The sequence below is a fragment of the Kitasatospora sp. NPDC018619 genome, from assembly GCF_044391605.1.
Lineage (GTDB): Bacteria > Actinomycetota > Actinomycetes > Streptomycetales > Streptomycetaceae > Kitasatospora.
In genome coordinates this window covers 234,970-261,566 of sequence record NZ_JBISAI010000008.1, presented here as the reverse complement: position 1 = coordinate 261,566, position 26,597 = coordinate 234,970, and the positions used below count along the sequence as shown (strand labels likewise).

Here is a 26,597-nt window from a genome sequence, read left to right as displayed (position 1 = left end):
AGTTCGAACTCCCATGCACCTCACCACCCTCGCCCGGCACGCCCTCTCCCGTGGCCGCACCCCCGCCGACACCTACGCCCTCCTCGCCCGGCGCACCCACAAGCCCCTGCCCTGCGCCCGCGCGGTCTGCCTCGCCCTCACCATCCCCCTCGCCGAGACCACCCGCCGCCTCGCCGACTGCCACGACGCCCTCCTCGCCGACCCCCGCCCCGGCACCGAGACCGACACCGGCGAACTCCTCGAAGCCCTCGGCGTCTTCGACGTCCCCAAGTCCCTCACCCCCACCCAACTCACCGTCGTGCAGCATTTCCTCACCGCCATCGACGCCCACGGGAGCCTCCGCCCCGGCCACCGCCACGGCCTCCAGCGCTGGTTCACCACCGGCAACCTCACCACCGCCTACCTCTCCCTCACCACCACCCACCCCCTCCCCCGCACCGGCAACCCCACCCTGTACTGGACCGTCCTCGTCACCGCAGGCGAACTCCTCACCGCCGCCCCCAACCCCGACCCCCGCCTCAAGCACGCGCTCACCCACTGCCGCACCCAAGCCCACACCGCCACCCACACCTGACCCCGCACAGGAAGTCGGCCCCGCCGACTTCTCGCGCACCCCGGCAACCAGGGGCGAAGCCCGGCGACGCCACCGCGGCCACACCACCCGCAAGGCCACCGGACGCCCCAACCACCGGACAAGGAGGTGCCGTCGCCGCCGGTCCCCACGGACGGCGTCCTCCCACCCACCGCGGCGCGGCGATACGGGCTTCCGCCCGCTCCCGCACCGTCTCCGCCCAGCCCCACGAATCCGCGCCATGGAGAGCGCAGTTCACCTGCCACCGGGCGACGGCCCCGGCAATGTCCGCCCTCGCCCATGGCACCGCGCCAAGGGCCACCGGGGCCGCCCGGACCACACCACGACCCCTCGCACCGACCGAAGCCGGGCCGGTACGACCGCCTGGCCGGTGCCCAAGCCCCCCATGGGCACGGAGCCAACGCTGTTCGCGCACAGGAAGTCGGCCCCGCCGACTTCTCGCGCACCCCGGCACCCAGGGGCGAAGCCCGGCGACGCAGCCGGATGCCCCAACCACCGGACAAGCAGGTGCCGACCAGCCCCCACGAATCCGCGCCAGGGAGAGCGCAGTTCACCTGCCACCGGGGCAGGAACCCCGGCAATGTCCGCTCTTGCCCGTTGCACCCTGCCAAGGGCCATCGGGGCCATCGGGGCCCCACCACGATCCCTGCTCGTTCGCGCGCGAGCTGCTCAATCGCACCGACCGAAGCCGGGCCGGTACGACCGCCTAGCCGGTGCCCAAGCCCCCATGGGCACGGGGCCAACGCTGTTCGCGCACAGGAAGTCGGCCCCGCCGACTTCCCACGCGCCCGGCCGCCCACTCTCGCTGCCGGACCCCCGGAGCCGAAGCGCCACGCACAGGAAGTCGGCCCCGCCGACTTCTCGCGCACCCCGGCACCCAGGGGCGAAACCCGGCGACGCCACCACGGCCACACCACCCGCAAGACCGCCGGACGCCCCGACCCCCGGCCAAGGAGGTGCCGACCAGCCCCCACGAATCCGCGCCAAGGAGAGCGCAGTTCACCTCCCACCGGGCAAGGACCCCGGCAATAGCCGCCCTCGCCCATGGCACCGCGCCAAAGGCCACCGGGGCCGCCCGCACCACACCACGACCCCTGCCCGATGGCATCGACCGCAGCCCGGGCCGGTACGACCGCCCGGCCGGTGCACAAGCCCCCCGTGGCCACGGAGCCGATCCCGTTCGCGCGCAGGAAGCCGGCCCCACCGACTTCCTGCGCAGCCCCGCCACCACCGCGAGTACACGCCTCTCGCACCGCTCGACCCCTGGAGCGACCGATGAGAGATCAACGCCGGCTCCATCGACGGTGGCCCAACCGCACCCAAGCCCCCCGCACTGAGCCGTACCTCCTCGCCCGGCCGCCCGGGCTCAACGCCAGGCGCGCGATCCCACGACCTCGGCTCCCCGCCGTCAGGCGCGGCGGGCGTGGGACGCGAGGCGGTCGGCGAGCGCGGTGACGAGGTCGCGCAGTTCGTCGGGGCGCTCGATGACGAACGGCCGGTCGAGGGAGGCGAGGACCGGAGGCAGCCAGTCGAGGCGCTCCGCCCGCAGCTCGACGCGCAGCCAGCGCTCGGACGCCCGGTCCTCGCCCGGCTCGGACGCGCACTCCTCCAGACTGGCGACGCTCGCGGGCAGGTGGGCGCGGATCTGCGCGGCCGTTCCGTGGATCCGCAAGGTCACCTCGTGCCGGTACCCGGCCGTGGCGAACGCCGACAACACGCGCTGTGCCGGGCCGGGGCCCTCGGGGGCTTCGAACGAGCCGGGCCGGGTCCGCGCGTCCGCGATGCGATCGAGCCGGAAGGTCCGGTCCTCGCCGAGCGCGGCGTCCTCACCCGTGACGTACCACCGGCCCGCATGGGCGACGATCCCGTACGCGTGCAGCGTGCGTTCGCTGCGCCGTCCGTCGCGGTCGGTGTAGCGGATCGAGACCGGTCGGCGGTGGCGCACCGCATCGGCGACGGTGAGCAGGACCTCGGCGTCCGGGGTGTCGAACTCGCCGGGCCGGTCCGTGAAGTCGAGAGCTTCCAGGAGTGTGTCCAGCCGACGGGCGAGGTGCCGGGGCAGCACCCGCCGGATCTTGGCCGCCGCCGTCTCGCTCGCCGTGCGTTCCGCCGTCGTCAACCCCGCTCGGCGGCCTGCGACCAGACCGAGCAGGACGGCCAGCGCCTCGTCGTCGCTGAGCATGAGCGGGGGCAGGCGGTAGCCGGGAGCGAGCCGGTACCCGCCGTAGCGGCCGCGCACCGACTCCACGGGGACGTCGAGGTCGATCAGCTGGTCCACGTACCGCCGCACGGTGCGCCCTTCGACGCCGAGCCGGTCGGCGAGTTCGGCCACGGTCCGGATGCCGCCCGACTGCAGCAGCTCCAGAAGGGTCAGCACGCGGGCGGCCGGTCGAGGCATGTTCGCAGCCTAACGCGAATAGAGGACCGGTTCTGTCCACTATTTTGCCTAGCCTGCGACGCGCACACCCCATCCAGCACGGCCCAGGAGAGATCCCCATGGACTTCGTCTCGATCCGCCTCATCACCGACGACGTGGCGCGCCTCGTCGAGTTCTACGAGCGAGCCACCGGGGCGCGGGCCGCGTGGGCCACCGAGGACTTCGCCGAACTCAGGGTCGGCGGCGCCACCCTCGCGATCGCCGGCACCCGCACCGTCCCGCTGTTCGCCCCGGGCTCCGCCCGCCCGGCGGCCAACCGGAGCGTGATCACCGAGTTCCTCGTCGACGACGTGGACCGCGTCCACCAGGACCTGCGCGGCTTCGTCACCGACTTCGTCACCGAGCCCACCACGATGCCCTGGGGGAACCGGTCGCTGCTGCTCCGCGACCCCGACGGCAACCTGGTCAACTTCTTCACCCCCGTCACGCCGGCGGCCGTCGAGAAGTTCGCACGCTGACGCCGGGCCCAGCCGCGCCCCGTGGCGTCGGGGGGGTTCCCGGTCAGTGGGTGTGGTCGGGCCAACCCGGGGTCGGGGTCCCCATCGACTGTCCCGGGCGCAGGATCGGAATGCCGGTCTGGACGGGACTACAGGTGATGATCCGGCCCGCCGAGTCGTGGATGCACTTGCCCTGCGGGTCGGATTCCACGGCCTTGGCCTCGCAGGCGGTGCAGGGCGCCGGGGCCAGGTCGTTCGGGTCCTGCGCCGCCGGGGCCTTGGGCTTCCCCGCCGACGACCCCTGGGGCTTGGACGCGGCGGTGGGTACGGCCTTCGCGGTCGGCTTTCGAGTGGTGGTCGGGGCGCCGCTCGCGGGCTCGTCCGCCTCGGGTTCGACGGAGGTCGGGGCCGGGACGGCGGCCGGGTCGGGTTCCGGCGCCGCGGACGGGCTGGGTGAGGACTGCGCCTCGGTCGGCGCGGGCATCGGCGTCACCGACGGCTCGGCGGTCGCCGTCGCGCTCGGCGTGGCCGTGCCCGCCCCGGCCGAGGCCGTCGGCCCGCCCCCGCTGCCGGACCCGCTGCCGGACAGCGTCCAGACCGACCCACCCACCAGCACCAGCGCCACCAGTACGGTCGGGACCACCGACCGGGGCCGCAGGAACCTCCGCCGCCGCGTTCCCTCGTCCGTCTCCGCCATCGCCGTCCCCCACCCTCCGCCGCACCCGCCGCACCCGCCGTGCCGGCCGTGCCCGCCGCACGGCGGACCGGCAGGATCGTAGCGACGGGCCCGGACACTCACGCGCCCGGGCCCGCCCGAAGATCACCTCGTCAGTGCGCGGCGGCCCGCACCACGAGATCGCCGGGCGCACCGGAAGTCGGCCCCGCCGACTTCCCGCGCGGCGCTCGCAGCAGCCCGCGCTTCACGACGACGCGGTCGGACGCGGGGCGGCCCACCAGGTCGAGGGCGCCGCGACCGTGTACCCCAGCGACTCGTACAGCGGCCTGCCCAGCTTCGAGGCGGTGAGGGTGGCCGGGCGGTCCGCCAGGTGGGCGAGGGCGCCCAGCATGACGGCCCGGCCCACGCCGCGCGAGCGGAACGCCGACGACGTACTGATCCAGTAGTGGCTGCCGACGCCGTCGGCCAGGACGCTGACGCCGACGCCCGCGGTCTCGCCGTCGATCGAGGCGATGAAGACGTCCACGCCCGGCTCTTCGATCAGCGCGGGCGGGAAGAGTTCGCCGGGGCGGTAGGGCTCGAACCCGTCCAGCTCGAAGCCCTCGATCACGACCCGCTCGGCGGTCCGGAGGTCCTCGGGCCGCCGCACCCGGATCACGTCCAGCGCCGGTTCGCCGACGGGCCCGGGCAGGCGCAGCATGACCGGCATCTGCCAGCTGCGCATGCCCAGGTGGCTCAGGTCGGTGGAACTGAACGGATCCTCGACGTTCACCGCCCCCGCGGCCCGGCGGACCAGCTCGGTCAACCCGGCCAGTTCGTCCGCGTCGAGGTCGGGCTCCTGGACGAGGACCCGCAGACCGGCCCGCTCGTCGCCGTCGACTGCGACGAATCCGCGGCAGCGGATCACCTCGTGCCCGCGGCTGCGGCCGGTCGCGGTCCAGAAGGCGGCGGAGTTGCGGGCCTGGTGCTTCGGCGCCTCGGCCAGGGATACGGACCGGTCGGTCGCAGTGGCTCCTGTTGTCATTGTGCCTACGGTAGTACGGAACTGACCGTACGTTCGGGCCGACTTCCCCGGGAGACGGCCGGCCGTCCCCGGCCGGAACGGCAGCGGGCCCGAACGCTGCGCGCGTCCGGGCCCGTTCGGCAGGAGGTTGCCGTCAGTGCGCGGCGGCCTCCCAGTTCGGGCCGACGCCGACGGAGACGTCCAGCGGGGCGCGCAGCGGGTAGGCGCCGGCCATCTGCTCGCGGACGAGGGCCTCGACCTGCTCGCGCTCGCCCGGGGCCAGTTCCAGCACGATTTCGTCGTGCACCTGGAGCAGCATCCGGGAGGCGAGGCCGGCCGTGCGCAGCGCCTCGTCGACCCGGAGCATGGCGATCTTGACGATGTCGGCGGCCGAGCCCTGGATCGGGGCGTTGAGGGCCATCCGCTCGGCCATCTCGCGGCGCTGGCGGTTGTCGCTGTTGAGGTCCGGCAGGTAGCGGCGGCGGCCGAGCAGCGTCTCGGTGTAGCCCGTCGCCCGGGCCTCGTCGACGACCCGGCGCAGGTAGTCCCGTACGCCGCCGAAGCGCTCGAAGTAGGTGTCCATCAGGCCCTGGGCCTCGGCGGGCTTGATGCCGAGCTGCTGCGAGAGCCCGTAGGCGGACAGCCCGTACGCCAGGCCGTAGGACATCGCCTTGATCTTGCGGCGCATCTCGGCGTCCACCGCGGCGCGCGGCACCTCGAAGACCTGGGAGGCGACGGTGTTGTGCAGGTCCTCGCCGGAGGCGAAGGCCTCGATCAGCGCCTCGTCCTCGGACAGGTGCGCCATGATCCGCAGTTCGATCTGGGAGTAGTCGGCGGTGAGCAGGGACTCGTAGCCCGCGCCGACGACGAAGGCGCGGCGGATGGCCCGGCCCTCCTCGGTGCGGACCGGGATGTTCTGCAGGTTCGGGTCCTGCGAGGAGAGCCGGCCGGTCGCGGCGACCATCTGGTTGAAGGTGGTGTGGATGCGGCCCTTGGGCGAGACGGTCTTGAGCAGGCCCTCGACGGTGGTGCGCAGCTTGGCCTGGTCGCGGTGGCGCAGCAGGATGACCGGCAGTTCGTTGTCGGTCTGGGTGGCCAGCCAGGTGAGCGCGTCGGCGTCGGTGGTGTAGCCGGTCTTGATCTTCTTGGTCTTGGGGAGGGCGAGCTCGCCGAAGAGGATCTCCTGGAGCTGCTTGGGCGAGCCGAGGTTGAACTCGTGCCCGGCGGCGGCGTGCGCCTCCTCCACCACGCGCTGGATCTCGGCGGCGAACTGGGCCTCCAGGCCGGTGAGCCACTCGCGGTCGGCGGCGATGCCGTAGCGCTCCATCCGGGCCAGCAGGGCGGCGATGGGCAGCTCCATGTCGTGCAGCAGCCCGGCGGCGCCGACCTCGGCGAGGCGGGTGTCGAAGAGCGCGGCGAGGTCGAGCACGGCGCGGGCCTGGAGCATCAGGGCGCGGGCGGCCGCCGTCTCGTCCTCCTCCGGTGCGTCGAAGGCGAGTTGGCCGCTCTCGGTGGCGGGGGCCGGGGTGAGCGAGCGGGCCAGGTACTCCTCGGCGAGCACCTCCAGGGTGAAGGTGCGGCGGCCGGGCTTCTCCAGGTAGGCGGCGAGCGCGGTGTCGGCGACGACGCCCCCGACCGTCCAGCCGCGCTCGGCGAAGGCGCGCATGACCTGCTTGGCGATGTGCAGGGCCTTGGGGGCGGCGGGATCGGCGAGCCAGGCCGCGAAGGCGCGCTCGTCCTCCTCGGTGAGCAGCGCCGGGTCGAACCAGGCGGCCGCCTCTCCCGCGGCGAGGGCCACCTCGGTGACCTCGCCGGTGCCGAGCGCCCACTGGTAGACGGCGGCGAGGGCGACGGTGGCCTTGCCGTCGGCGGCGTGCTCGGCGAGCCAGGCGGCCAGGGTGCCCGGGTCGGTGAGGAGTTCGCCGTCGACCTCGACGCCGGGGGCGAGCTCCACGCCCGCCTCGACCTCGCCGGCGGTCGGGTCGATGTTGAAGACGCGGTCGCGGAAGTTGGCGTTGCGGAACTCCAGCGACTCCATCAGGGTGCCGACGGCCTCCTTGTCGAAGGGCTTGCGGCCCAGGTCGGCTACCCCGAGCGGGAGTTCGACGTCGCGGACGAGCTCGGTGAGCACCCGGTTGCGCCGGACGGAGTCGAGGTGGTCGCGCAGCTTCTCGCCGATCTTGCCCTTGACCTCGTCGGCCCGGTTGACGAGCTCCTCGAAGGAGCCGAACTGGTTGACCCACTTGGCGGCCGTCTTCTCGCCGACGCCGGGGATGCCGGGCAGGTTGTCGGACGGGTCCCCGCGCAGGGCGGCGAGGTCCGGGTACTGGCGCGGGGTGACGCCGTACTTCTCGGTGACCTTCTCCGGGGTGAAGCGGGTGAGCTCGGAGACGCCCTTGGTCGGGTAGAGCACGGTGACGTGGTCGGTGACCAGCTGGAGCGAGTCGCGGTCGCCGGTGACGATGTCGACGTCGTAGCCGGCCGCCTCGGCGGCGGTGGCCAGGGTGGCGATGATGTCGTCGGCCTCGAAGCCCTCGACCGTCAGCCGGGGGATGTGCATCGCGTCGAGCAGCTCGCCGATCAGGCCGACCTGGCTGCGGAACTCGTCCGGCGTCTTGGCGCGGTTGGCCTTGTAGTCGGGGAACTCGACGGAGCGGAAGGTCTGCCGGGAGAGGTCGAAGGCGACGGCGAGGTGGGTGGGCTGCTCGTCCCGGACGGTGTTGGCGAGCATGGAGGCGAAGCCGTAGACCGCGTTGGTGGGCTGGCCGGTGGAGGTGTTGAAGTTCTCCACGGGCAGGGCGTAGAAGGCCCGGTAGGCCATCGAGTGCCCGTCGAGCAGCATCAGCCGGGGCCGCCGGCCGGCCTCGCCGCCACCCGTCGCGCCCTTGTCCGTACTCTGCGTAGCCACGTCAACGTCCGTTCCTGCCGATTCCACTACCGGCCACCGATCCTATGGCCCGGCACCGACAAAAAGGACGCCGCGCCGGTTCGGGAGCAGTGGCTACCTATGAGTAGGACGGTCGTACGATCACAGGCGGCACACCCCCGAGTGGCAGGAGTTCCCCATGACCGACGCGGTCCCCGGCACCGCCCCCGAGAGCAGCTCCGAGAGCACCTCCGACACCGCTCCCGGCTCCGCGCCCGTCCTGAACGTCCCGCAGGACGTGCTGGACCACTTCGCCAGGCTCGGCGTGACCCCGGGGACCTTCTCCGGCGGCCACCTCGGCGACAAGCTCGGCATCCGGATCGTCGAGGCCTCCGGCGACCGCGTGGTCGGCACCATGCCGGTGGAGGGCAACCAGCAGCCGTACGGGCTGCTGCACGGCGGCGCGTCGGCGGCCCTGGCCGAGACGCTGGGCTCGATCGGGGCGATGCTGCACGCCGGCCCCGGCCGCTACGCGGTGGGCGTGGACCTCAACGCCACCCACCACCGCTCGGCCACCTCCGGACTGGTGACCGGCGTGGCGACGGCCGTCTTCAAGGGCCGCACGGCCGCCACGTACGAGATCGCGATCACCGACGACACCGGCCGGCGGATCACCAGCTGCCGGCTGACCTGCATGCTGCGCGACCTCTGACCCGAACGGCGAGCACCGCGATCCCCTCACAACGTCCGCCCGGTGGACAGGAGTTCACTCCGGACGACATCAAGTCCCTTTTCCGCCCCCTTGTTTGACCTTCCGCCGCCCTGGGCAGGCGTTGGTCTGGACAAGGGGGCGTCCGCATGTCCGGGCGCGGGAGGCCCGGATCCCGCGCCTGTGACGCTGCGTAACAAGTAGGAAATCCGATCAATTGCCGGCTCCGTGGCCCCAGAGGGCCCCGGGGCCACTTCGTCGCGCCCTCGATGTCCGCAATACGGACGCTCAAGGTCGAAAGCAGAGCATCGGACATGAGCGTCCGATTATCGGTACTGCCAGCTGCAACCCGCATTTCTGGGCCTTACATCGCCCCATCAGCGTGTAAACGCCCGCCATCGCAGGATCGATCGAGTCGGAACGACCACATGATGAGACAAATGCTCCGTGTGCTCATAACAAGAGAATCACAGCCTGCGCTCAACACTGCCCGAGCCGCCCAACGACATCTAGAGTCACGGCCAGTCACCGCGCCATTCGATTGGGCCAGGCCCTCCGCGCACTCCGGCTCCCGCCATTCAGGCGCGGGCGCCTCCTGAACCGAAGGGGACCCTCGTGCGTCATCGTTCAGCAGTTGTCGTGAGCATTGCCGTGATCGGCGCTCTCAGCCTCAGCGCCTGCGGCTCCCGCGGAGAGAAGAAGAACGCCGACGGCGGGGGCTCCAACTCCGGCTCCACCACGGTCGTCATCGGCGTCGACGCCCCGCTCACCGGCGACCTCTCCGCCCTCGGGCTCGGCATCCGCAACTCCGTCGACCTCGCGGTCAAGAAGGCCAACGAGACCAACGAGGTCCCCGGCGTCAAGTTCGAGATCAAGGCCCTGGACGACACCGGCAAGCCCGCCCCCGGCCAGCAGAACGCCACCCAGCTGGTCGGCGACGCCAAGGTCCTCGGCGTCGTCGGCCCGCTCAACTCCAGTGTGGCGCAGTCGATGCAGCAGATCTTCGACGACGCCAACCTGGTCGAGGTCTCCCCCGCGAACACCGGCGTCGCCCTCAGCCAGGGCGAGAAGTGGGCCAGCGGCGAGAAGAAGCGCCCCTTCAAGTCCTACTTCCGCACCGCCACCACCGACGCCGTCCAGGGCCCGTTCGCCGCCCAGTACCTCTTCAACGACGCCAAGAAGACCAAGGTCTTCCTCATCGACGACCAGAAGACCTACGGCGCGGGCCTGGCCGGCACCTTCAAGGGCGAGTTCACCAAGCTCGGCGGCACCCTGGTCGGCGAGGAGCACGTCAACCCCGACGACCGCGACTTCGCCGCCATCGTCACCAAGGTCAGGAGCTCCGGCGCCGAGGCCGTCTACTACGGCGGCGAGTACCCCGCGGCCGGGCCGCTCTCCCTCCAGCTCAAGGAGGCCGGCGTCAACATCCCGCTGATGGGCGGCGACGGCATCCAGAGCGCCGACTTCATCAAGCTCAACCCCAAGAGCCAGGGCGACCTCGCCACCGCCGTCGGCCTGCCGGTCGAGAGCCTCGACACCGCCAAGAAGTTCATCGCCGACTACAAGACGGCCGGCTACAAGGACGCCTACGAGACCTACGGCGGCTACTCCTACGACAGCGCCTGGGCCATCATCGAGGGCGTCAAGCAGGCCGTGAAGGACAACAACGGCAAGGTCCCCGACCGCAAGGCCGTCCGCGACGCCGTCCAGAAGGTCACCTTCGACGGCGTGACCGGCAAGGTCTCCTTCGACGAGTTCGGCGACACCACCAACAAGCAGCTCACCGTCTACACCGTCAAGGACGGCAAGTGGGCCGTGGAGAAGTCCGGCACCTTCAAGGGCTGACGGGGCCGAGGCCGCCGACGCCTTCGGCACAGGCCCGACGGACCGGCCTGACGAGACGTCACCGCCCGCACCACCAGCGCCACTTCACCACCACCGCGCGCGGGGGCGCCACGAGTGCCCCCGCGCGCACCCACATCCACCACCCAAGCGGACACCCCCGAACGCACTACGGAGGCCCAGCGGTGCACGACCTACCGCAGCAGCTGGCCAACGGCCTGATCCTCGGCGCCCTCTACGGGCTCGTCGCGATCGGCTACACGATGGTCTACGGCATCGTCCAGCTCATCAACTTCGCCCACGGCGAGATCGTCATGGTCGGCGGCTTCGGCGCCCTGACCGCCTACCTCGCCCTCCCCGGCGGCACCACCCTGTGGCTGGCGCTGCCGCTCATGCTGGTCGCCGGCATCCTGGTCTCCACCCTCACCGCCGTCGCCGCCGAGCGCTTCGCCTACCGCCCGCTGCGCAACGCCCCCCGGCTGGCCCCGCTGATCACCGCGATCGGGCTGTCCATCCTCCTCCAGCAGCTCGTCTTCTCCTTCTACCCGGACGCCAAGAAGGCCCGGGTCTTCCCCAAGCTCCCCGGCGACCCGTTCAGCCTCGGCTCCGTCACCATCCAGCGCAGCGACCTCTTCCTGGTCATCGCCGCCCCGCTGTGCATGCTCGCCCTCGGCTGGTTCGTCACCCGCACCCGCTCCGGGCGCGCCATGCAGGCCACCAGCCAGGACCCGGACACCGCCAAGCTGATGGGCATCGACACCGACCGCATCATCGTCATGGCCTTCGCCATCGGCGCCGCGTTCGCCGCCGTCGCCGCCGTCGCGTACGGGCTGCGCAGCGGCCAGGTCGACTTCCGGATGGGCTTCATCCTCGGCCTCAAGGCCTTCACCGCCGCCGTCCTCGGCGGCATCGGCAACATCTACGGCGCCATGCTCGGGGGCCTCGCCCTCGGCCTCGCGGAAGCCCTCGCCACCGGCTACGTCCAGCACCTGCCCGGCATGCACCTCTTCGGGGGCGGCGCCTGGAAGGACGTCTGGGCCTTCGTACTCCTCATCCTCGTGCTCCTGATCCGGCCGCAGGGCCTGCTCGGCGAGCGCGTCGCGGACAGGGCGTGACCACCATGACCACCACCCCCACCGAGACCACCCCGGTCATCCCGCTGCCGGCCCGCGCCGCCGCGGCCGCCACCGGCCTCGGCGCCCTCGCCACCGCCGCCTCCGCCGCCATGTCCTGGACCTGGACCGCCGAGTTCCCCGGCGACCTCACGTACTACGGCTCCCCGGCCGGCCTCCAGTGGCTCGCCCTCGCCGCCGGCCTGCTCACCCTGGTCCTGCTGCTCGCCGGCCAGGGCGTCCCCGGCCTGCGCTGGGCCGCGCCCAGCCGCAGCAACAACGCCGTCCTGTACGCCGCCACCGGCGCCCTCACCCTCGCCGTGTACGCCGTCGCCGCGATCTCCTCCGAGCTCGGCGGCCTCGCCAACCTCGAACCCGGCGGCTGGGTGCTCGCCGCGGGCGGCCTGGTCTCCGTCCTCGGCGCCCTCGGCCTGCCGCTCGACCGCCGCACCGCCGTCCCGCTGCGCATCCTCGACAAGCGCCTCTTCCTGCTCGTCCCGATCGCCCCCGCCGCCTGGTTCGGCGCCCACGCCGTCCCCGCGGACAAGCCGGTGGCCCCCGTCCTGACCGCCCTGGCCGGCGGCCTCGCCATCGCCGCCGGCGCCGTCCTGCTGCTCCAGCTCGGCCACCTCGCCAACAGCGGGCTGCGGCTGGGCCGGACCGACCGCCCGCAGGCCGCGCCGCGCGCGCTGCCGTCCTGGGTCGAGGTGCTGCTGATCGTCCTCGCCTTCGGGCTCGGGCTGTTCGCGATCACCTTCGGCATCGACACCGAGTACGGCGAACTCTTCACCGGCTACCTGCTGTTCGTCGCCCTCGCCGTCCCCGCCCTCGCCCGGTCCGGCCTGCTCGCCCGGCTGCGCGCGCTGACCGTCAAGCACCGCCCGGTCACCACCGGCGCCGCCTTCGCCGCCGCCGCCAGCTTCCCGTTCACCCAGACCAGCGACCAGTACACCTCGGTCGCCACCAACATCCTGATCTTCGCGACCGTCGCCCTCGGCCTCAACATCGTCGTCGGCCTGGCCGGCCTGCTCGACCTCGGGTACGTCGCCTTCCTCGGCGTCGGCGCCTACGCCGCCGCCCTGGTCTCCGGCTCCCCCGCCTCGCCCATCCACGTCCAGTTCCCGTTCTGGGCCGCGATGCTCACCGGCGCCGTCGTCTCCATGGTCTTCGGCGTCCTGATCGGCGCCCCCACCCTGCGGCTGCGCGGCGACTACCTCGCCATCGTCACCCTCGGGTTCGGCGAGATCTTCCGCATCACCATGCTCAACCTCAACGGCACGACGGGCCCCAAGGTCACCAACGGCTCCAACGGCATCCCGCGGATCCCGGACCTGGAGATCCTCGGCTTCGACCTCGGCAAGCCGCACACCGTCCTCGGCATCGAACTCGGCCGCTTCTCCAACTACTACCTGCTGATGCTCCTGGTCACCGCCCTGGTCGTGCTGGTCTTCGCCCGGGTCGGCGACTCCCGCATCGGCCGCGCCTGGGTCGCCATCCGCGAGGACGAGACCGCCGCCGAGGCCATGGGCATCAACGGCTTCCGGCTCAAGCTGCTCGCCTTCGCCCTCGGCGCCCTGCTGGCCGGCCTGGCCGGCACCGTGCAGGCCCACGTCAGCTACACCGTCACCCCCGACCAGTACACCTTCGCCGAGGCCCTCCCGCCGAACTCCGCCTTCCTGCTCGCCGCCGTCATCCTCGGCGGCATGGGCACCATCAGCGGCCCGCTGGCCGGCGCCACCCTGCTCTTCCTCATCCCGAAGAAGCTCGAATTCCTCGCCGACTACCAGCTCCTCGCCTTCGGCGCCGCCCTCATCGTCCTGATGCGGGTGCGCCCCGAGGGCCTCATCCCCAACCGGCGCCGACAGCTGGAGTTCCACGAGGCCGACCTCCCGGCCCCGGCCCCCGGCGGGCCGACCGCACTCACCAAGGCAGGGGCGTGACCGACCCGATGACCACCACCGCCGCACCCCTGCTCGAAGTCACCGGCGTCACCATGCGCTTCGGCGGCCTCACCGCGGTCAACGACGTCTCCCTGACCGTCGGCGAGGGCGAGATCATCGGTCTGATCGGCCCCAACGGCGCCGGCAAGACCACCTTCTTCAACTGCCTCACCGGCCTGTACGTCCCCACCGAGGGCGCCGTGCGCTACCGCGACACCCTGCTGCCGCCCAAGCCCCACCTCGTCACCCAGGCCGGCATCGCCCGCACCTTCCAGAACATCCGGCTGTTCGCCAACATGACCGTCCTGGAGAACGTCCTCGTCGGCCGGCACACCCGCACCAGGGAGGGCATCTTCTCCGCCATCCTGCGCGGGCCCGGCTACCACCGCGCCGAGGCCGAGAGCCGCGAGAAGGCCATGGAGCTCCTGGAGTTCACCGGCCTCGCCGAGAAGGCCGACCACCTCGCCCGCAACCTCCCCTACGGCGAGCAGCGCAAGCTGGAGATCGCCCGTGCCCTCGCCTCCGAACCCGGCCTGCTGCTGCTCGACGAGCCCACCGCCGGCATGAACCCCCAGGAGACCCGGGCCGCCGAGGAACTCGTCTTCGCGATCCGCGACCAGGGGATCTCCGTCCTCGTCATCGAGCACGACATGCGCTTCATCTTCAACCTCTGCGACCGCACCGCGGTGCTCGTCCAGGGCCAGAAGATCGTCGAGGGCGACCGCGAGACCGTCCAGAACGACGAACGCGTCATCACCGCCTACCTCGGCGCCCCGCTCGAAGGCACCACCCCGGCCGTTACGGAGTCCGACCAGTGACCGCACTTCTCGAAGTTCAGGACCTCCGCGTCGCCTACGGCAAGATCGAGGCCGTCAAGGGCATCGGCTTCAGCGTCGAACAGGGCGAGGTCACCACCCTCATCGGCACCAACGGCGCCGGCAAGACCACCACCCTGCGCACCCTGTCCGGCCTGCTCAGGCCCACCGCCGGACGGATCACCTTCGACGGCCAGGACCTCTCCACCGTCCCCGCCCACCGGATCGTCGCCCTCGGCCTCGCCCACTCCCCCGAGGGCCGGCACATCTTCCCCCGGATGACCATCGAGGAGAACCTCCTCCTCGGCGCCTTCCTGCGCACCGACGCGGCGGGCATCGCCTCGGACGTCGAACGCGCCTACGGCCTGTTCCCGATCCTCGGCGAGCGCCGCCGCCAGGCCGCCGGGACGCTCTCCGGCGGCGAGCAGCAGATGCTCGCGATGGGGCGGGCGCTGATGTCCCGGCCCAAGCTGCTCATGCTGGACGAGCCCTCGATGGGGCTCTCGCCGCTGATGATGCAGAAGATCATGTCGACCATCGTGGAGCTGAAGGCGTCCGGTACGACCATCCTCCTGGTCGAGCAGAACGCCCAGGCGGCGCTCTCGCTCTCCGACCGGGGGTACGTCATGGAGACCGGCCGCATCGTCCTCTCGGGGACGGGGGCCGACCTCCTGCACGACGAGTCCGTCCGCAAGGCCTACCTGGGCGAGGACTGACCCGCCTGCAACGCGAAGGGCCCGGCAGAAACGTTCTGCCGGGCCCTGCGTACGTGCTCTACTCGGACGTGCCCTCTTCCGCCTTCCTGCGGTCCTGGGCCTCGCCCTCCTCGATGACCGCCTCGGCCACCGCCGCCATCGTCATCCGACGGTCCATCGACGTCTTCTGGATCCACCGGAAGGCGGCCGGCTCGTTCAGCCCGAACTTGGTCTGCAGCACGCCCTTCGCCCGGTCCACCAGCTTCCGGGTCTCCAGCCGCTGGCTGAGATCCCCGATCTCCTTCTCCAGCGCCCGCATCTCCGCGTACCGGGACACCGCCATCTCGATCGCCGGCACCAGGTCCGACTTCGAGAACGGCTTCACGATGTACGCCATCGCCCCGGCGTCCCGCGCCCGGTCCACCAGCTCCCGCTGCGAGAACGCCGTCAGCATCAGCACGGGCGCCAGGTGCTTCTCGTGGATCTGCTCGGCTGCGGAGAGGCCGTCCAGCACCGGCATCTTCACATCGAAGATCGCCAGGTCCGGCTTCAGCTCCTCCACGAGCCGCACCGCCGTCTCCCCGTCCCCCGCTTCACCGACGACGGTGTACCCCTCCTCCTCCAGCATCTCCTTGAGGTCGAGACGGATCAGCGCCTCGTCCTCGGCGATCACGATCCGGGTGATCTGGGGTGTATCGGTCTCAAGCGGCTGCGCCTGCTCGTCGGCGGTGCTCACGGGGCTCCTCGTTCCGGCGGGGTACTGCATGCACGAGGGTACCTAGACACGGTATGTTTGAGACCAGCGGGTCCGAAGTTCAACCTTCGAATCCACGGGCGCCCCGGTAGCCCAGCGGGAGAGGCGATGGTCTCAAACACCATACAGCGTGGGTTCGAATCCCACTCGGGGCACTTTTCCTTCGATTCTTAAGTCACTTAGGGTAGCCTAATGCTTGGCGATCTTCATCAATCCGAATGAAAATCGCGGCATTCGCCGGGCCCTGTCCGCGTGATTCGCACACGCTCGGTCGCATGTACGACATGGCCACACGCCGACGAGCACTCGATCTACACGCCTCCGGACTGACGTTCAGCCACGTCAGCCGCGCGACCGGCATCTCCCGATTCGCCATCCGCGGGTGGGCCTCCGGCGCCGTCCCCAGCCCGCGCATGTCGGCCGAATGCCCGGTCCGTGACGGTCAGCTCGATCCGTCGCGCCCGCGCGCCGACTACGCCTATCTGCTCGGCCTCTACCTCGGCGACGGGTGTATCAGCGAGGGCCGCCGCCAGGTTCACGCCCTCCGCATCGCCTGCTGCAACGCCTGGCCAGGTCTCATCCTCGAGTGCGAGCAGGCCGTCGCCGCCGTCCTGCCGCACAACAAGGTCTTGCGCGTTCGCGCGCCCGGCTGCCCGAAGCACCTGCGGCCGATCTCCCTTGCACCCCGGCAGCAGGAGATCGTCGACGCGCACCCCTGGGAGTTCCTGCGCGGGCTGATCCACTCCGACGTCCACTGGAAGGCAGCCTCCCGATCCAACGGTGCTGCGAACATCTCCGTCGCCCGCAAGGACTCGGTCGCCCTCATGGACGCCCACATCGGCCCCAAGTGCTGACGGCGGCGCGACCCCTGGAAGGGGCCGCGCCGCGCGAAGGGCCTCAGGCGTCCAGCGTCCCCACGTGGTGGACGCGGACGAGGTTGGTGGAGCCGGCCAGGCCGGGGGGCGAGCCGGCCGTGATGACGACGATGTCGCCCTTCTGGCAGCGCCCGAGCGACAGCAGGGCCGCGTCGACCTGTTCGACCATCTGGTCCGTCGTCGGGGCGAACGGGCCGAGGAAGGTCTCCACCCCCCAGGTGAGGGCGAGTCGGCTGCGGACGGCCGGTTCGTAGGTGAAGGCGAGCACCGGGATCGGCGAGCGGTAGCGGGTGAGGCGGCGCGCGGTGTCGCCGGACTGGGTGAAGGCGATCAGGTACTTGGCGTGCAGGAAGTCGCCGATCTCGGCGGCCGCCCGGGCGACGGCGCCGCCCTGGGTGCGCGGCTTGCTGCCGACGGTCAGCGGCGGCAGCCCGGCCGCCAGGATGTCGTTCTCGGCGGCCTCGACGATCCGGGCCATGGTCTTGACCGTCTCGACCGGGTACTTGCCCACCGAGGTCTCCCCGGAGAGCATCACCGCGTCCGTCCCGTCCAGGACGGCGTTGGCCACGTCGGAGGCCTCGGCGCGGGTCGGCCGGGAGGTGTTGATCATCGAGTCGAGCATCTGGGTCGCGACGATGACGGGCTTGGCGTTGCGGCGGGCGAGCTTGATGGCGCGCTTCTGGACCAGCGGGACCTGTTCGAGGGGCATCTCCACGCCCAGGTCGCCGCGGGCCACCATGATCCCGTCGAAGGCGTCGACGACGGACTCCAGGTTCTCCACCGCCTGCGGCTTCTCGATCTTGGCGATGACCGGGACGCGGCGCCCCTCCTCCGCCATGATCCGGTGGACGTCCTCGACGTCCCGGCCGCTGCGGACGAACGAGAGCGCGACCAGGTCGGCCCCGGTCCGCAGCGCCCACCGCAGGTCGGCGACGTCCTTGTCGCTCAGCGCGGGGACGGAGACGGCGACGCCGGGGAGGTTGAGGCCCTTGTGGTCGGAGACCAGGCCTCCCTCGATGACCAGGCAGCGCACGTGCGGCCCGTCGACGGCGACGACCTCCAGGGTGACCCTGCCGTCGTCGACCAGGATGCGCTCGCCGCGGCTGACGTCCCCGGCGAGCCCGGAGTAGGTGGTCCCGCAGCGGTCCTTGTCCCCCACGACGCCCTTGTCGGTGGAGATGGTGAACTCGTCGCCGCGTTCGAGGAGTACGGGTCCGTGGGCGAAGGTGTCGAGCCGGATCTTCGGGCCTTGAAGGTCGACGAGGACGCCGACGCTGCGGCCGGTCTCGTCGGCGGCCTTGCGGACGCGGCGGTAGCGTTCCTCGTGCTCGGCGTGCGTGCCGTGGCTGAGGTTCAGTCGGGCGATGTCCATCCCGGCGTCGACCAGGGACTTGATCTGGTCGTACGAGTCGGTGGCGGGCCCGAGGGTACAGACGATTTTTGCTCGGCGCATAGTGCTGAGACTAGGCATTACCGGCGCGTAACCACGACGCGGGTCCGGACTGCGGGATGACCTTTGCACCAAGGCGAGTTGAACAATCTGACACACCCTCGGACCGCTGTGCGAACGCCTCCCGCCGCCCGCTCCGCGCACCCCCGCCGCACGCCTCCCGCACCCCCGTCACGCCCCGCCGCACACCCTCCCCGCCGCCCGTCGATGCGATTCCGTGAAGGGGTGTTCACCCCCGGTTCACCGCCGCTTCCGCCACCGCTCCCCGCCCGGCGGGACGCTCGTCACCCCCGGGGGGATTCCGGGGCGCCCCGGGCGACCACCCGGACGAAGTAGCGGACGAGGGGGAGGCGTTCGGCATGCGACGCGCACTGGGGGTGGTGGCGGCCCTGGCCCTGCTGGGCGGGGTCGCCTTCGCGCTGGTCCCCGACGGCGGGAAGGACGGCGGCACTTCGACGGTCACCGTCACCGGCCTGATCGGATCGGAGAAGCGCGCCTTCTTCGAGGACGAGGCGGTCAGGGCGGAGTTGGCGAAGAAGGGCCTGGTGGTCCGCGCGGACTCCACCGGCTCCTGGACGATGAGCGACCAGGCGGCCAAGACCCCCGGGCTCGACTTCGCCTTCCCGGCCAGCTCGGCACCGGCACGGGAGATCCAGCGCATCTGGAATCTCCAGGACTCCCCGCTGGTCCCGTTCTACTCGCCGCTGGTGATCGTGGCCCACGAGCCGGTGGCCGCCGTCCTGAGGGAGAACAAGCTGGCCGACCTGGACCAGGCCACCGGCGTCTGGACGTTCCGGATGGACGAGTACGTCAACGCGCTGAAGGGCAACCGCAGATGGGAGGAGCTGACCGGCGCCGCCGCGCACCCCGAGCTGTCCGGCCAGCTGTTCGTGACCACCACCGACCCGGAGAGCTCGTCCTCGGGCGCGATGTACCTGGCGCTGCTCTCCTACCTCGTCAACGGCCACCAGGTGGTGTCGGACGCCGCCGGCGTCGCCGCCGTCAAGGACGTCCTGCACAAGGCGAACGCACTGCAGGGCATCCAGAAGAGCAGCAGCGACGAGCCGTTCCGGGACTTCGGAGCGGGGATCGGCAGCCCGCTGATCTTCGCCTACGAGTCCCAGGCGGCCGCCCTGCCGCTCCAGGGCAAGCCCACCGGGGACATGGTCGTGATGTACCCGGACACCACGGTCTACTCGGACCACACCGTCGTGGCCCACACCGACCACGGCCGCAAGCTGGCCGACGTCCTCCAGAACGACGACGTCCTGCGCGACCTGGCGGCCAGGTACGGCCTGCGGCCGCAGGCCAAGCCGGAGGCCTTCGCGAACCTGATGCGGGAGAAGAAGCCGACTTTCGCACCCGATCTGACCGCCGCCAGGGTCAAGCAGGCGACCCTGCCCTCGCTGGACAACCTGCGCGAGCTCACCGCCGCGGCGAAGGGGACCAAGTGACCATCCCGATGAAGCGCCGCGGCCTGCTCGCCGCCGCGCTGGCCGCCGTGCTCGCCGCGGCGAGCGCCTGCACCTCCGACGGCGGCAAGCCCGCACCCGACCCCGACGGCCCCCCGGCCGCGACCGCCGCGCCGGGCGTGCTGCGCGTCCTGGCCGGCAGCGAACTCCAGGACCTGGCACCGGTTTTGGAGGACGCCAGGAAGGCCACCGGGGTGACCGTGCAGTTCTCCTGGACGGGCACCCTGGACGGCGCGGACGCCGTCTCCTCGGGCCGGGCCGACGGCAAGTACGACGCCGTGTGGTTCCCGTCCAACCAGTACCTGCGGCTGGATCCGGCCGGCCGGTCCAAGCTGGTCTCCGAGACCCCGGTGATGGTCTCGCCGGTGGCGATCGGGGTGCGCACCGCCACCCTGGGCGAGCTCGGCTGGGGCGACGGCTCCAAGGTCACCTGGGCGCAGGTCGGCGCCGCGGCCGCGGCCGGCAGGCTGCCGTACGGGATGGCCGACCCGTCCCGCTCCAACTCGGGCTTCTCCACCCTCGTCGCGGTGGCCTCGGCCTTCTCCGGCGCCGGCGCGGCGCTGACCGACGCGGACGTGCGGCAGGCCACCCCGCAGCTGAAGGAGTTCTTCACGGGCCAGAAGCTGACCTCCGGCTCCTCGGGCTGGCTGGCGCAGGCGTACACCCGGGCCGAGTCGGGCGTGGTGGGCGCGCTGGTGAACTACGAGTCGGTGCTGCTGTCGCTGAACAGGTCCCTGCCGCCGCAGCAGCAGCTGACGGTGGTGCGGCCGGCGGACGGCGTGGTGTCGGCGGACTACCCGCTCTCGCTGATGTCCTCCGCCGGGCAGGAGCAGCGGGACGCCTTCCAGCGGCTGACGGCGTACCTGCTCAAGGAGGACGTGCAGAAACGCATCTCCGAGACCACGCTGCGCCGTCCGGTGACGGCGGGCGCGGCCCCGGCGGCCGGGCTGCCCACGGACCGCCGCAGGGAGCTGCCGTTCCCGGGCACCCGGGCGGTCGCGGACGGCCTGCTGGCCTCGTACCAGAACGAGCTGCGCCGCCCGTCCCGGACGGTGTACGTGCTGGACACCTCGGGCTCGATGGAGGGCCCGCGGATCGCCGCGCTGAAGAGCGCGCTGGGCCGGCTGACCGGGGCGGACGACACCCGCGGGACGCGCCGCTTCCGGGACCGCGAGGAGATCACGCTGCTCTCCTTCGCCTCCGCGGTGAAGTGGACCAGGACCCACGTGGTGCCGGCCACCGGCAGCCAACCGGGCCCGGAGGCGGAGCTGGCCGCGATCAACGCGGACGTGCAGTCGCTGGCGGCTTCGGGCGGGACGGCGGTGTACTCCTCGCTGGAGGAGGCGTACCGGGTGATCGAGCGCCAGCAGGCCGCGGCCGGCGACGACCGGTTCACCTCGATCGTGCTGATGACCGACGGGGAGAGCAACGCCGGGGCGACGGACGCCGACTTCAAGCGCTTCCACGACGCGCTGCCGGCCGGGGAGAAGGCGATCCCGGTATTCCCGATCAGGTTCGGGGAGGCGGCGGTGGGCCAGCTCCAGGGGATCGCGGACCTGAGCGGCGGCAAGCTGTTCGACGGGACGGGCTCGCTGGACGGGGTGTTCGAGGAGATCCGTGGCTACCAGTGACGGGGTCGGCCCCCGGGTGCTGCGCTACCTGGAGTCGGCCCGGAACCTGGTCGGCTGCGCGGGCGGTGCGGTCGGCCTGGGGCTGCACTTCGCCGGGTTGGGCGGGCCCTGGTGGCCGGGGGTCGTCGCCGGGCTGTACGGGGTGGGCGCGCTGCTGACGCCCGGCCCGGGGGGCCGCACGGGCGCCGGCCCGGGGGCGGGCCCCGGCACCGCCCCGGGCTCCGGTCCGGCCCAGGGCTCCGGCACCGCGCCGGGCCCGGGGGCGACGGCCCCCGGGCCCGACCGGCCCGAGCCCCCGTCCGAGCACCGGCCCGAGCACCGCCCCGGCCCCCACCCGGAGCACCGCCCCGAGCCCGAGCCCGAGCACCGGGAGCAGCCGCCGCGCCGGGAGCGGGCCCCCGAGCCCGACCCCGAGCTGGTGGCGCTGGCCGCCTACCTGGAGACCGTCCCGCTGCCGCCCTCGGCCGGGGTGGACGGCCTGCTGGCGGCGCTGCGCGCGGCCGGCCCGGGCCCGGTGGCGGACGGGATCGTCCGGCACCGGCTGCCGGTCGCGGTGGCCGGCTACCTGCGGGCACGGACCTGGCAGCCCTGGGCCGGTCCGGACGACCCGGATCCGGCGGTCCGGCTGGGCCGGGAGGTCGAGCGCCTGGTGGGCGAGCTGTCCTGACCGGGTGTCGGGCGCCCGCCCCACCGCCTCCGGTCTCCCCCGTCCCCGTCACGAACGAGTCGCCAAGATCTCACCTCCGGGACAGGTTGGGGGGCTATCCAGCACCCCGGCTCGCACGGCACACTTCTACGCGCGTCCTTCTACGCGCGTCGACGGGTGCGCGCCCGCCCGGTGGCGCATCCTGCTCACGAACAACCGTTCACGAACACCAGTTGACGGCCCCTCGGCCGTCACCCCTCGGGAGAGTCGTCTCATGCCCCTGAACCGCCGTGACTTCGTCACCCGGTCCGCCGCCACCGCCGCCGGCGCCGCCCTGGCCGGTGGCACCGCCCTGGCCGCCGCCCCCTCCGCCGCGGCCGCCCAGCCGGACACCGCGGCGGCCAAGGGCCCGCAGCGCGCCCCGCGCAAGCAGGCCTTCACCGTCATGGGCACCACCGACCTGCACGGCCGGGTGCTCAACTGGGACTACTTCACCGACGCCGAGTACACCGACAAGGCCCACAACGCGGTCGGCCTCGCCCGGATCTCCACCCTGGCCAACCAGGTGCGCGAGGAGAAGGGCTGGGACCGCTGCCTGCTGATCGACTCGGGTGACACCATCCAGGGCACCCAGCTGTCCTACTACTACGCCCGGATCGAGTCGATCGACACCGAGGCGAACACCGTGCCGGACCACCCGATGGCCGTCGCCATGAACCTCATGGAGTACGACGCCGCCGCGCTCGGCAACCACGAGTTCAACTACGGCATCCCGCTGCTGAAGGCGTACGAGGAGCAGCTGGAGTTCCCACTGCTGGGCGCCAACGCGCTGCACGCGAAGAACGAGAAGCCGGCCTTCAGGCCGTACGTGATCAAGGAGCTGCGGCTGGGCGGGGGCCGGCCGCTGCGGGTCGGCATCCTCGGCCTGACCAACCCGGGCATCGCGATCTGGGACAAGGCGAACGTCAGCGGCCGGATGGTCTTCCCGGGCATCGTCGAGACCGCCGCCGTGTGGGTGCCGAAGATGAAGGCCGCGGGCGCGGACGTGGTCGTCGTCTCCGCGCACTCCGGCTGCGACGAGGCGACCACCTGGGGCGACCAGCTGCCCTGGGCGGAGAACGCCTCGGTGGCGCTGGCGGAGACCGTCCCCGACATCGACGCGGTGCTGGTGGGCCACGCCCACAAGGAGATCGCGCAGCGCCTGGTCGTCAACAGGAAGACCGGCAGGACGGTCGTGCTGTCCGAGCCGCTCTGCTACGGCCAGCGGCTGACCTGCTTCGACTTCGAGGCCGAGTTCACGGGCGGCGCCTGGAAGGTCTCCTCGGTCTCGGCGCGGCTGCTGAACTCCAACACCGTCCCGGAGAACCCGGAGATCACCGACGCGGTCGCCGAGCAGCACAAGAAGGTCGTCGCGTACGTCAACCAGAACATCGGCACCAGCAAGATCGCGCTGTCGATCGCCGACGCGCCCTTCAAGGCCACCCCGATCATCGACCTGATCGGCCGGGTCCAGGCCGACGCCGTCAAGGCCGCGCTGGCGGGCGGGCAGTACGCCGGCCTCCCGGTGCTGGCCCAGGCCGCCCCGTTCAACCGCACCGCCCTGATCCCGTCGGGCCAGGTCAAGCTGCGCGACGCCGCAGGCCTGTACATCTACGAGAACACCCTGGAGGCCCGCGTCCTGACGGGTGCCCAGCTCAGGGACTACCTGGAGTACTCGGTCAAGTACTACAACCAGCTGGCCCCGGGTGCGCCGGTCGACAAGGACAAGCTGACCGGCGCCGAGGCGACGCCGGACTACAACTACGACTCGGTCTACGGCCTGAGCTACGACATCGACATCGCCCAGCCGAAGGGCTCGCGGATCGTCAACCTGTCCTTCCAGGGCAAGCCGATCGACCCGGCCGCCGAGTTCGTCCTCGCGGTCAACAACTACCGTGCCAACGGCGGCGGGAACTTCCCGCACGTGGCCAAGGCCAAGGTCGTGTGGTCGAACTCCGACGAGATCCGCAACACGATGATCGCCTGGGTGAAGGCCAAGGGCGTCATCGACCCCGCGGACTTCTTCACCGACTCCTGGCGCCTCGTCCGCGCCGGCCAGCCGGTCTTCTGACCGGCCCCACCCGGCCCGAGCCGTGGAACGGTACGGGCCTCCCGGCGGCAGCCGCCGGGAGGCCCGTACGTCGGAAGGGGTGCGGCCCGTAGCTCTTCGGCCCCGGTCAGAAGGGGAAGACGGCGCGCTCGTGCTGGACGGAGATCCACTTCAGCGTGGTGAAGGCCTCCACGGTGGCCTCGCCGTTGAGGCGGCCGACGCCGGAGTTCTTCTCGCCGCCGAAGGGGACGCCCGGCTCGTCGGCGATGGTGCCGCCGTTGACGTGGATCATGCCGGTCTCGATCCGCTGGGCGAGCCGCACGCCGCGCTCGGTGTTCCCGGTGTGCACGGCGCCGCTGAGGCCGAACGGCGTGTCGTTGGCGAGCCGGACGGCCTCGTCCTCGCCGTCGAAGGGCACCAGCAGCACGACCGGGCCGAAGAGCTCGCTGCGCAGGATGGGCGCGTCCTGCGGGAGGTCGGTGAGCACGGTGGGCGCCATCAGGCTGCCGACCGTGCTGCCGCGCAGCAGGGCGGTGGCGCCGGCCCTGACCGCCTGGTCGACCTGGGCGCAGAGGGCGTCGGCCTGGACGGAGTTGATCAGCGGGCCGAGGTGGGTGGCCGGGTCCCGCGGGTCGCCGACGGTCAGCGAGGCGACCTTGGCGACGAACTTCTCGGTGAACTCGGCCTCGACGGAGCGGTCCACCAGCACCCGGTTGGCGGCCATGCAGACCTGCCCCTGGTGCACGAAGCGGCTGAACACCGCGGCGTCCACGGCGTGGTCCACGTCGGCGTCGTCGAGCACGATCAGCGCGCTGTTGCCGCCGAGTTCCAGCACCGTCCGCTTGAAGTGCGCGGCGGCGACGGTGGCGACGTGCCGGCCGACCTTGTCGGAGCCGGTGAAGGAGATCACCTTGGGCACCGGGTGCTCCAGGAAGGCGTCGCCGACCTCGGCGATGTCGGTGATCACGACGTTCAGCAGGCCGGGCGGCAGCCCCGCGTCCTCGAAGAGCTTCGCGATCAGCCCGCCGCCGACGACCGGGGTCTCCTGGTGCGGCTTGAGGACGACCCCGTTGCCGAGCGCGAGCGCCGGGGCGACGGCCTTGAGCGCGAGGAACAGCGGGAAGTTGAACGGGCTGATCACGCCGACCACGCCGACCGGCAGCCGGTAGAGCCGGTTCTCCCGGCCCTGGGCGGGAGAGGTCAGCACCCGGCCCTCGGGGGCCACCGACTGGTGCAGGCAGTCCCGCAGGACGTCCTTGACCAGCGACAGTTCGAAGCCCGCCTTCAGCGCGGTGCCGCCGAGCTCCGCCGTGATCGCCTCGACGATCTCCGGCTCGCGCTCCTCCAGCAGCCGCAGCGCGCGCTCGAAGACCCGCCGCCGCCGGTAGGGGTTGGTGGCGGCCCACTGCTTCTGGGCGCGCGCGGCCGCCCGGTAGGCGAGGTCGACCTCGGCCACGGTGGCCACGGTGATGGTGGCGAGCTTCTCACCGGTGTAGGGGTCGACGTCGACGATGTCCCAGGAGCCGCTGCCGGTGCGCCACTCGCCGTCGATGTACTGCAGCGCCAACTCGGAGAAGTACGACATCTGATCCCTCTCATGCACCGACCTGATGAGAGGTCATCGTACTGACGTATTACAGTTCCTGGCGCACCGCGTACAGAAGATCCCGGGTCAGTTCCGGACTCAGGCTGTCGGCGACCAGGTCGTCCATCGCGTGCCGGTACTCGGCCACCTCGGCGGGCTTGTCGAGGTAGAGCGCGGTGGTGAACTGCTCCAGGTACACCACGTCCGACAGTTCGGCCTCGGCGAAGCCCAGGACGGTGAAGGCGCCGCTCTCCGCGCTCAGCCCGGCGTTGCCCAGCGGCAGCACCTGGAGCCGGACGTTGGGCAGCTCGCCGAGCTCCAACAGCCGGTCCAGCTGGCCGCGCATCAGCTCCGGGCCGCCCCAGGGGCGGCGCAGCGCGGCCTCGTCCAGCACCGCGACCAGCTGCGGCGCCCGCTCGCCGGTGAGCACCGCCTGCCGCCGGAGGCGGACGTCGACCCGGCGCTCGACCTCCTCGGGCCCGTTGGCGTGGCAGCCGGCGGTGACCACGGCGCGGGCGTAGTCGGCGGTCTGGAGCAGCCCGTGGACGAACTGGACCTCGTAGCTGCGGATCTCGGCGGCGGCCTCCTCCAGCCCCAGGTAGTTCTGGAACCAGCCGGGCAGGACGTCCCCGTACTCGTGCCACCAGGAGGTGGCGTTGGCGTCGCGCAGCAGGCCGAGGACGGTGGCCCGCTCCTGTTCGACCTCGACCCCGTAGAGGGTCAGCAGGTCGGCGACGTCGCGCTCCTTGAAGCCGACCCGGCCGAGCTCCATCCGGCTGATCTTGGACTCGGAGGCGCGGATCGAGTACCCGGCCTCCTCGCGGCTGACGCCCCTGGCCTCGCGGAGCTTGCGCAGCTGGGTGCCGAGCAGCAGACGCCGTATCGTGGCGCCCCCGCCTGCCTGAGTCGTGCCCATCGACGTCATCCTTCGCGCTCGCCCAGCCCCCCGGCCGTCGGCGGCAGTCTGCCAC

The 26,597-nt window shown here is 71.9% G+C and carries 21 protein-coding genes and 1 tRNA gene; 14 read left to right on the top strand and 8 right to left on the bottom strand.

Annotated elements, in window-relative coordinates:
• Window positions 1-13 precede the first annotated feature (13 nt).
• Complete coding sequence (locus ACH5AR_RS15395) at window positions 14-574, top strand: hypothetical protein (RefSeq protein ID WP_396301875.1); 561 nt, start codon at window positions 14-16, stop codon at window positions 572-574.
• A gap of 1,426 nt (window positions 575-2,000) precedes the next feature.
• Here ACH5AR_RS15395 and ACH5AR_RS15390 read toward each other — a convergent pair.
• On the bottom strand, window positions 2,001-2,990 hold the full coding sequence (locus ACH5AR_RS15390) for a helix-turn-helix transcriptional regulator (RefSeq protein WP_396301874.1): 990 nt from the start codon (window positions 2,988-2,990) through the stop codon (window positions 2,001-2,003).
• Window positions 2,991-3,088: 98 nt separating this feature from the next.
• Between ACH5AR_RS15390 and ACH5AR_RS15385 the strand changes: the two genes are divergently transcribed.
• A complete protein-coding gene (locus ACH5AR_RS15385) occupies window positions 3,089-3,487 on the top strand; it encodes a VOC family protein (protein ID WP_396301873.1) in 399 nt (132 codons plus the stop codon).
• Between the two features lie 43 nt (window positions 3,488-3,530).
• Here ACH5AR_RS15385 and ACH5AR_RS15380 read toward each other — a convergent pair whose 3' ends face one another.
• From ACH5AR_RS15380 to polA, 3 genes are all read right to left on the bottom strand, one after another.
• A complete protein-coding gene (locus ACH5AR_RS15380; RefSeq protein ID WP_396301872.1) occupies window positions 3,531-4,163 on the bottom strand; it encodes a hypothetical protein in 633 nt (210 codons plus the stop codon).
• Between the two features lie 223 nt (window positions 4,164-4,386).
• Window positions 4,387-5,166: a GNAT family N-acetyltransferase gene (locus ACH5AR_RS15375; RefSeq protein ID WP_396301871.1), complete on the bottom strand. Its 780-nt coding sequence runs from the start codon at window positions 5,164-5,166 to the stop codon at window positions 4,387-4,389.
• 133 nt (window positions 5,167-5,299) lie between these two features.
• Entirely contained in the window at window positions 5,300-7,987 is a 2,688-nt protein-coding gene (polA, locus tag ACH5AR_RS15370; protein ID WP_396301971.1) for a DNA polymerase I, read from the bottom strand.
• A gap of 223 nt (window positions 7,988-8,210) precedes the next feature.
• Here polA and ACH5AR_RS15365 point away from each other — a divergent pair, with 223 nt between their 5' ends.
• The 6 genes from ACH5AR_RS15365 to ACH5AR_RS15340 all read left to right on the top strand — a co-directional run bounded on the left by ACH5AR_RS15365 (window position 8,211) and on the right by ACH5AR_RS15340 (window position 15,145).
• Entirely contained in the window at window positions 8,211-8,723 is a 513-nt protein-coding gene (locus ACH5AR_RS15365; RefSeq protein WP_396301870.1) for a PaaI family thioesterase, read from the top strand.
• Window positions 8,724-9,335: 612 nt separating this feature from the next.
• Window positions 9,336-10,565, top strand: a complete 1,230-nt coding sequence (locus tag ACH5AR_RS15360) for a branched-chain amino acid ABC transporter substrate-binding protein (protein WP_396301869.1) — start codon at window positions 9,336-9,338, stop codon at window positions 10,563-10,565.
• Window positions 10,566-10,747: 182 nt separating this feature from the next.
• On the top strand, window positions 10,748-11,677 hold the full coding sequence (locus ACH5AR_RS15355) for a branched-chain amino acid ABC transporter permease (RefSeq protein WP_396301868.1): 930 nt from the start codon (window positions 10,748-10,750) through the stop codon (window positions 11,675-11,677).
• Window positions 11,678-11,682: 5 nt separating this feature from the next.
• Complete coding sequence (locus ACH5AR_RS15350; RefSeq protein WP_396301970.1) at window positions 11,683-13,614, top strand: branched-chain amino acid ABC transporter permease; 1,932 nt, start codon at window positions 11,683-11,685, stop codon at window positions 13,612-13,614.
• Window positions 13,615-13,622: 8 nt separating this feature from the next.
• Window positions 13,623-14,432, top strand: coding sequence for an ABC transporter ATP-binding protein (locus ACH5AR_RS15345; protein ID WP_396301969.1), 810 nt, complete (start codon window positions 13,623-13,625; stop codon window positions 14,430-14,432).
• Window positions 14,429-15,145 (top strand): ABC transporter ATP-binding protein, encoded by a 717-nt coding sequence (locus ACH5AR_RS15340; protein ID WP_396301867.1) that lies wholly within the window; start codon window positions 14,429-14,431, stop codon window positions 15,143-15,145. Before ACH5AR_RS15345 ends, ACH5AR_RS15340 begins: the two co-directional genes overlap by 4 nt.
• Window positions 15,146-15,203: 58 nt before the next feature.
• Here the strand turns inward: ACH5AR_RS15340 and ACH5AR_RS15335 are convergent, their stop codons facing one another.
• Window positions 15,204-15,860, bottom strand: a complete 657-nt coding sequence (locus tag ACH5AR_RS15335; protein ID WP_396301866.1) for an ANTAR domain-containing response regulator — start codon at window positions 15,858-15,860, stop codon at window positions 15,204-15,206.
• A 100-nt stretch (window positions 15,861-15,960) separates the two neighbouring features.
• On the opposite strand from ACH5AR_RS15335, the gene ACH5AR_RS15330 reads away from it, so the two are divergent.
• Both ACH5AR_RS15330 and ACH5AR_RS15325 read left to right on the top strand, forming a co-directional pair.
• Window positions 15,961-16,033: transfer RNA gene (locus ACH5AR_RS15330), tRNA-Leu, on the top strand.
• A 120-nt stretch (window positions 16,034-16,153) separates the two neighbouring features.
• Window positions 16,154-16,732 (top strand): transcriptional regulator, encoded by a 579-nt coding sequence (locus ACH5AR_RS15325; RefSeq protein ID WP_396301865.1) that lies wholly within the window; start codon window positions 16,154-16,156, stop codon window positions 16,730-16,732.
• Between the two features lie 43 nt (window positions 16,733-16,775).
• On the opposite strand, the gene pyk is transcribed toward ACH5AR_RS15325, so the two are convergent.
• Window positions 16,776-18,206 carry a pyruvate kinase gene (gene pyk, locus ACH5AR_RS15320; protein WP_396301864.1) on the bottom strand — a complete coding sequence of 477 codons (1,431 nt, stop codon included), beginning with the start codon at window positions 18,204-18,206 and terminating at the stop codon, window positions 16,776-16,778.
• Between the two features lie 356 nt (window positions 18,207-18,562).
• Here pyk and ACH5AR_RS15315 point away from each other — a divergent pair, with 356 nt between their 5' ends.
• The 4 genes from ACH5AR_RS15315 to ACH5AR_RS15300 all read left to right on the top strand — a co-directional run bounded on the left by ACH5AR_RS15315 (window position 18,563) and on the right by ACH5AR_RS15300 (window position 24,062).
• Window positions 18,563-19,657 carry a hypothetical protein gene (locus ACH5AR_RS15315; protein ID WP_396301863.1) on the top strand — a complete coding sequence of 365 codons (1,095 nt, stop codon included), beginning with the start codon at window positions 18,563-18,565 and terminating at the stop codon, window positions 19,655-19,657.
• Between the two features lie 8 nt (window positions 19,658-19,665).
• Window positions 19,666-21,306 (top strand): substrate-binding domain-containing protein, encoded by a 1,641-nt coding sequence (locus ACH5AR_RS15310; protein ID WP_396301968.1) that lies wholly within the window; start codon window positions 19,666-19,668, stop codon window positions 21,304-21,306.
• Window positions 21,293-21,973: a hypothetical protein gene (locus ACH5AR_RS15305; RefSeq protein ID WP_396301862.1), complete on the top strand. Its 681-nt coding sequence runs from the start codon at window positions 21,293-21,295 to the stop codon at window positions 21,971-21,973. Before ACH5AR_RS15310 ends, ACH5AR_RS15305 begins: the two co-directional genes overlap by 14 nt.
• 253 nt (window positions 21,974-22,226) lie before the next feature.
• A complete protein-coding gene (locus tag ACH5AR_RS15300; protein ID WP_396301861.1) occupies window positions 22,227-24,062 on the top strand; it encodes a bifunctional metallophosphatase/5'-nucleotidase in 1,836 nt (611 codons plus the stop codon).
• Window positions 24,063-24,168: 106 nt separating this feature from the next.
• Here ACH5AR_RS15300 and ACH5AR_RS15295 read toward each other — a convergent pair whose 3' ends face one another.
• Window positions 24,169-25,626: an aldehyde dehydrogenase family protein gene (locus ACH5AR_RS15295; RefSeq protein WP_396301967.1), complete on the bottom strand. Its 1,458-nt coding sequence runs from the start codon at window positions 25,624-25,626 to the stop codon at window positions 24,169-24,171.
• Between the two features lie 49 nt (window positions 25,627-25,675).
• Window positions 25,676-26,542 (bottom strand): helix-turn-helix domain-containing protein, encoded by an 867-nt coding sequence (locus ACH5AR_RS15290; protein WP_396301860.1) that lies wholly within the window; start codon window positions 26,540-26,542, stop codon window positions 25,676-25,678.
• Between the last annotated feature and the right edge of the window lie 55 nt (window positions 26,543-26,597).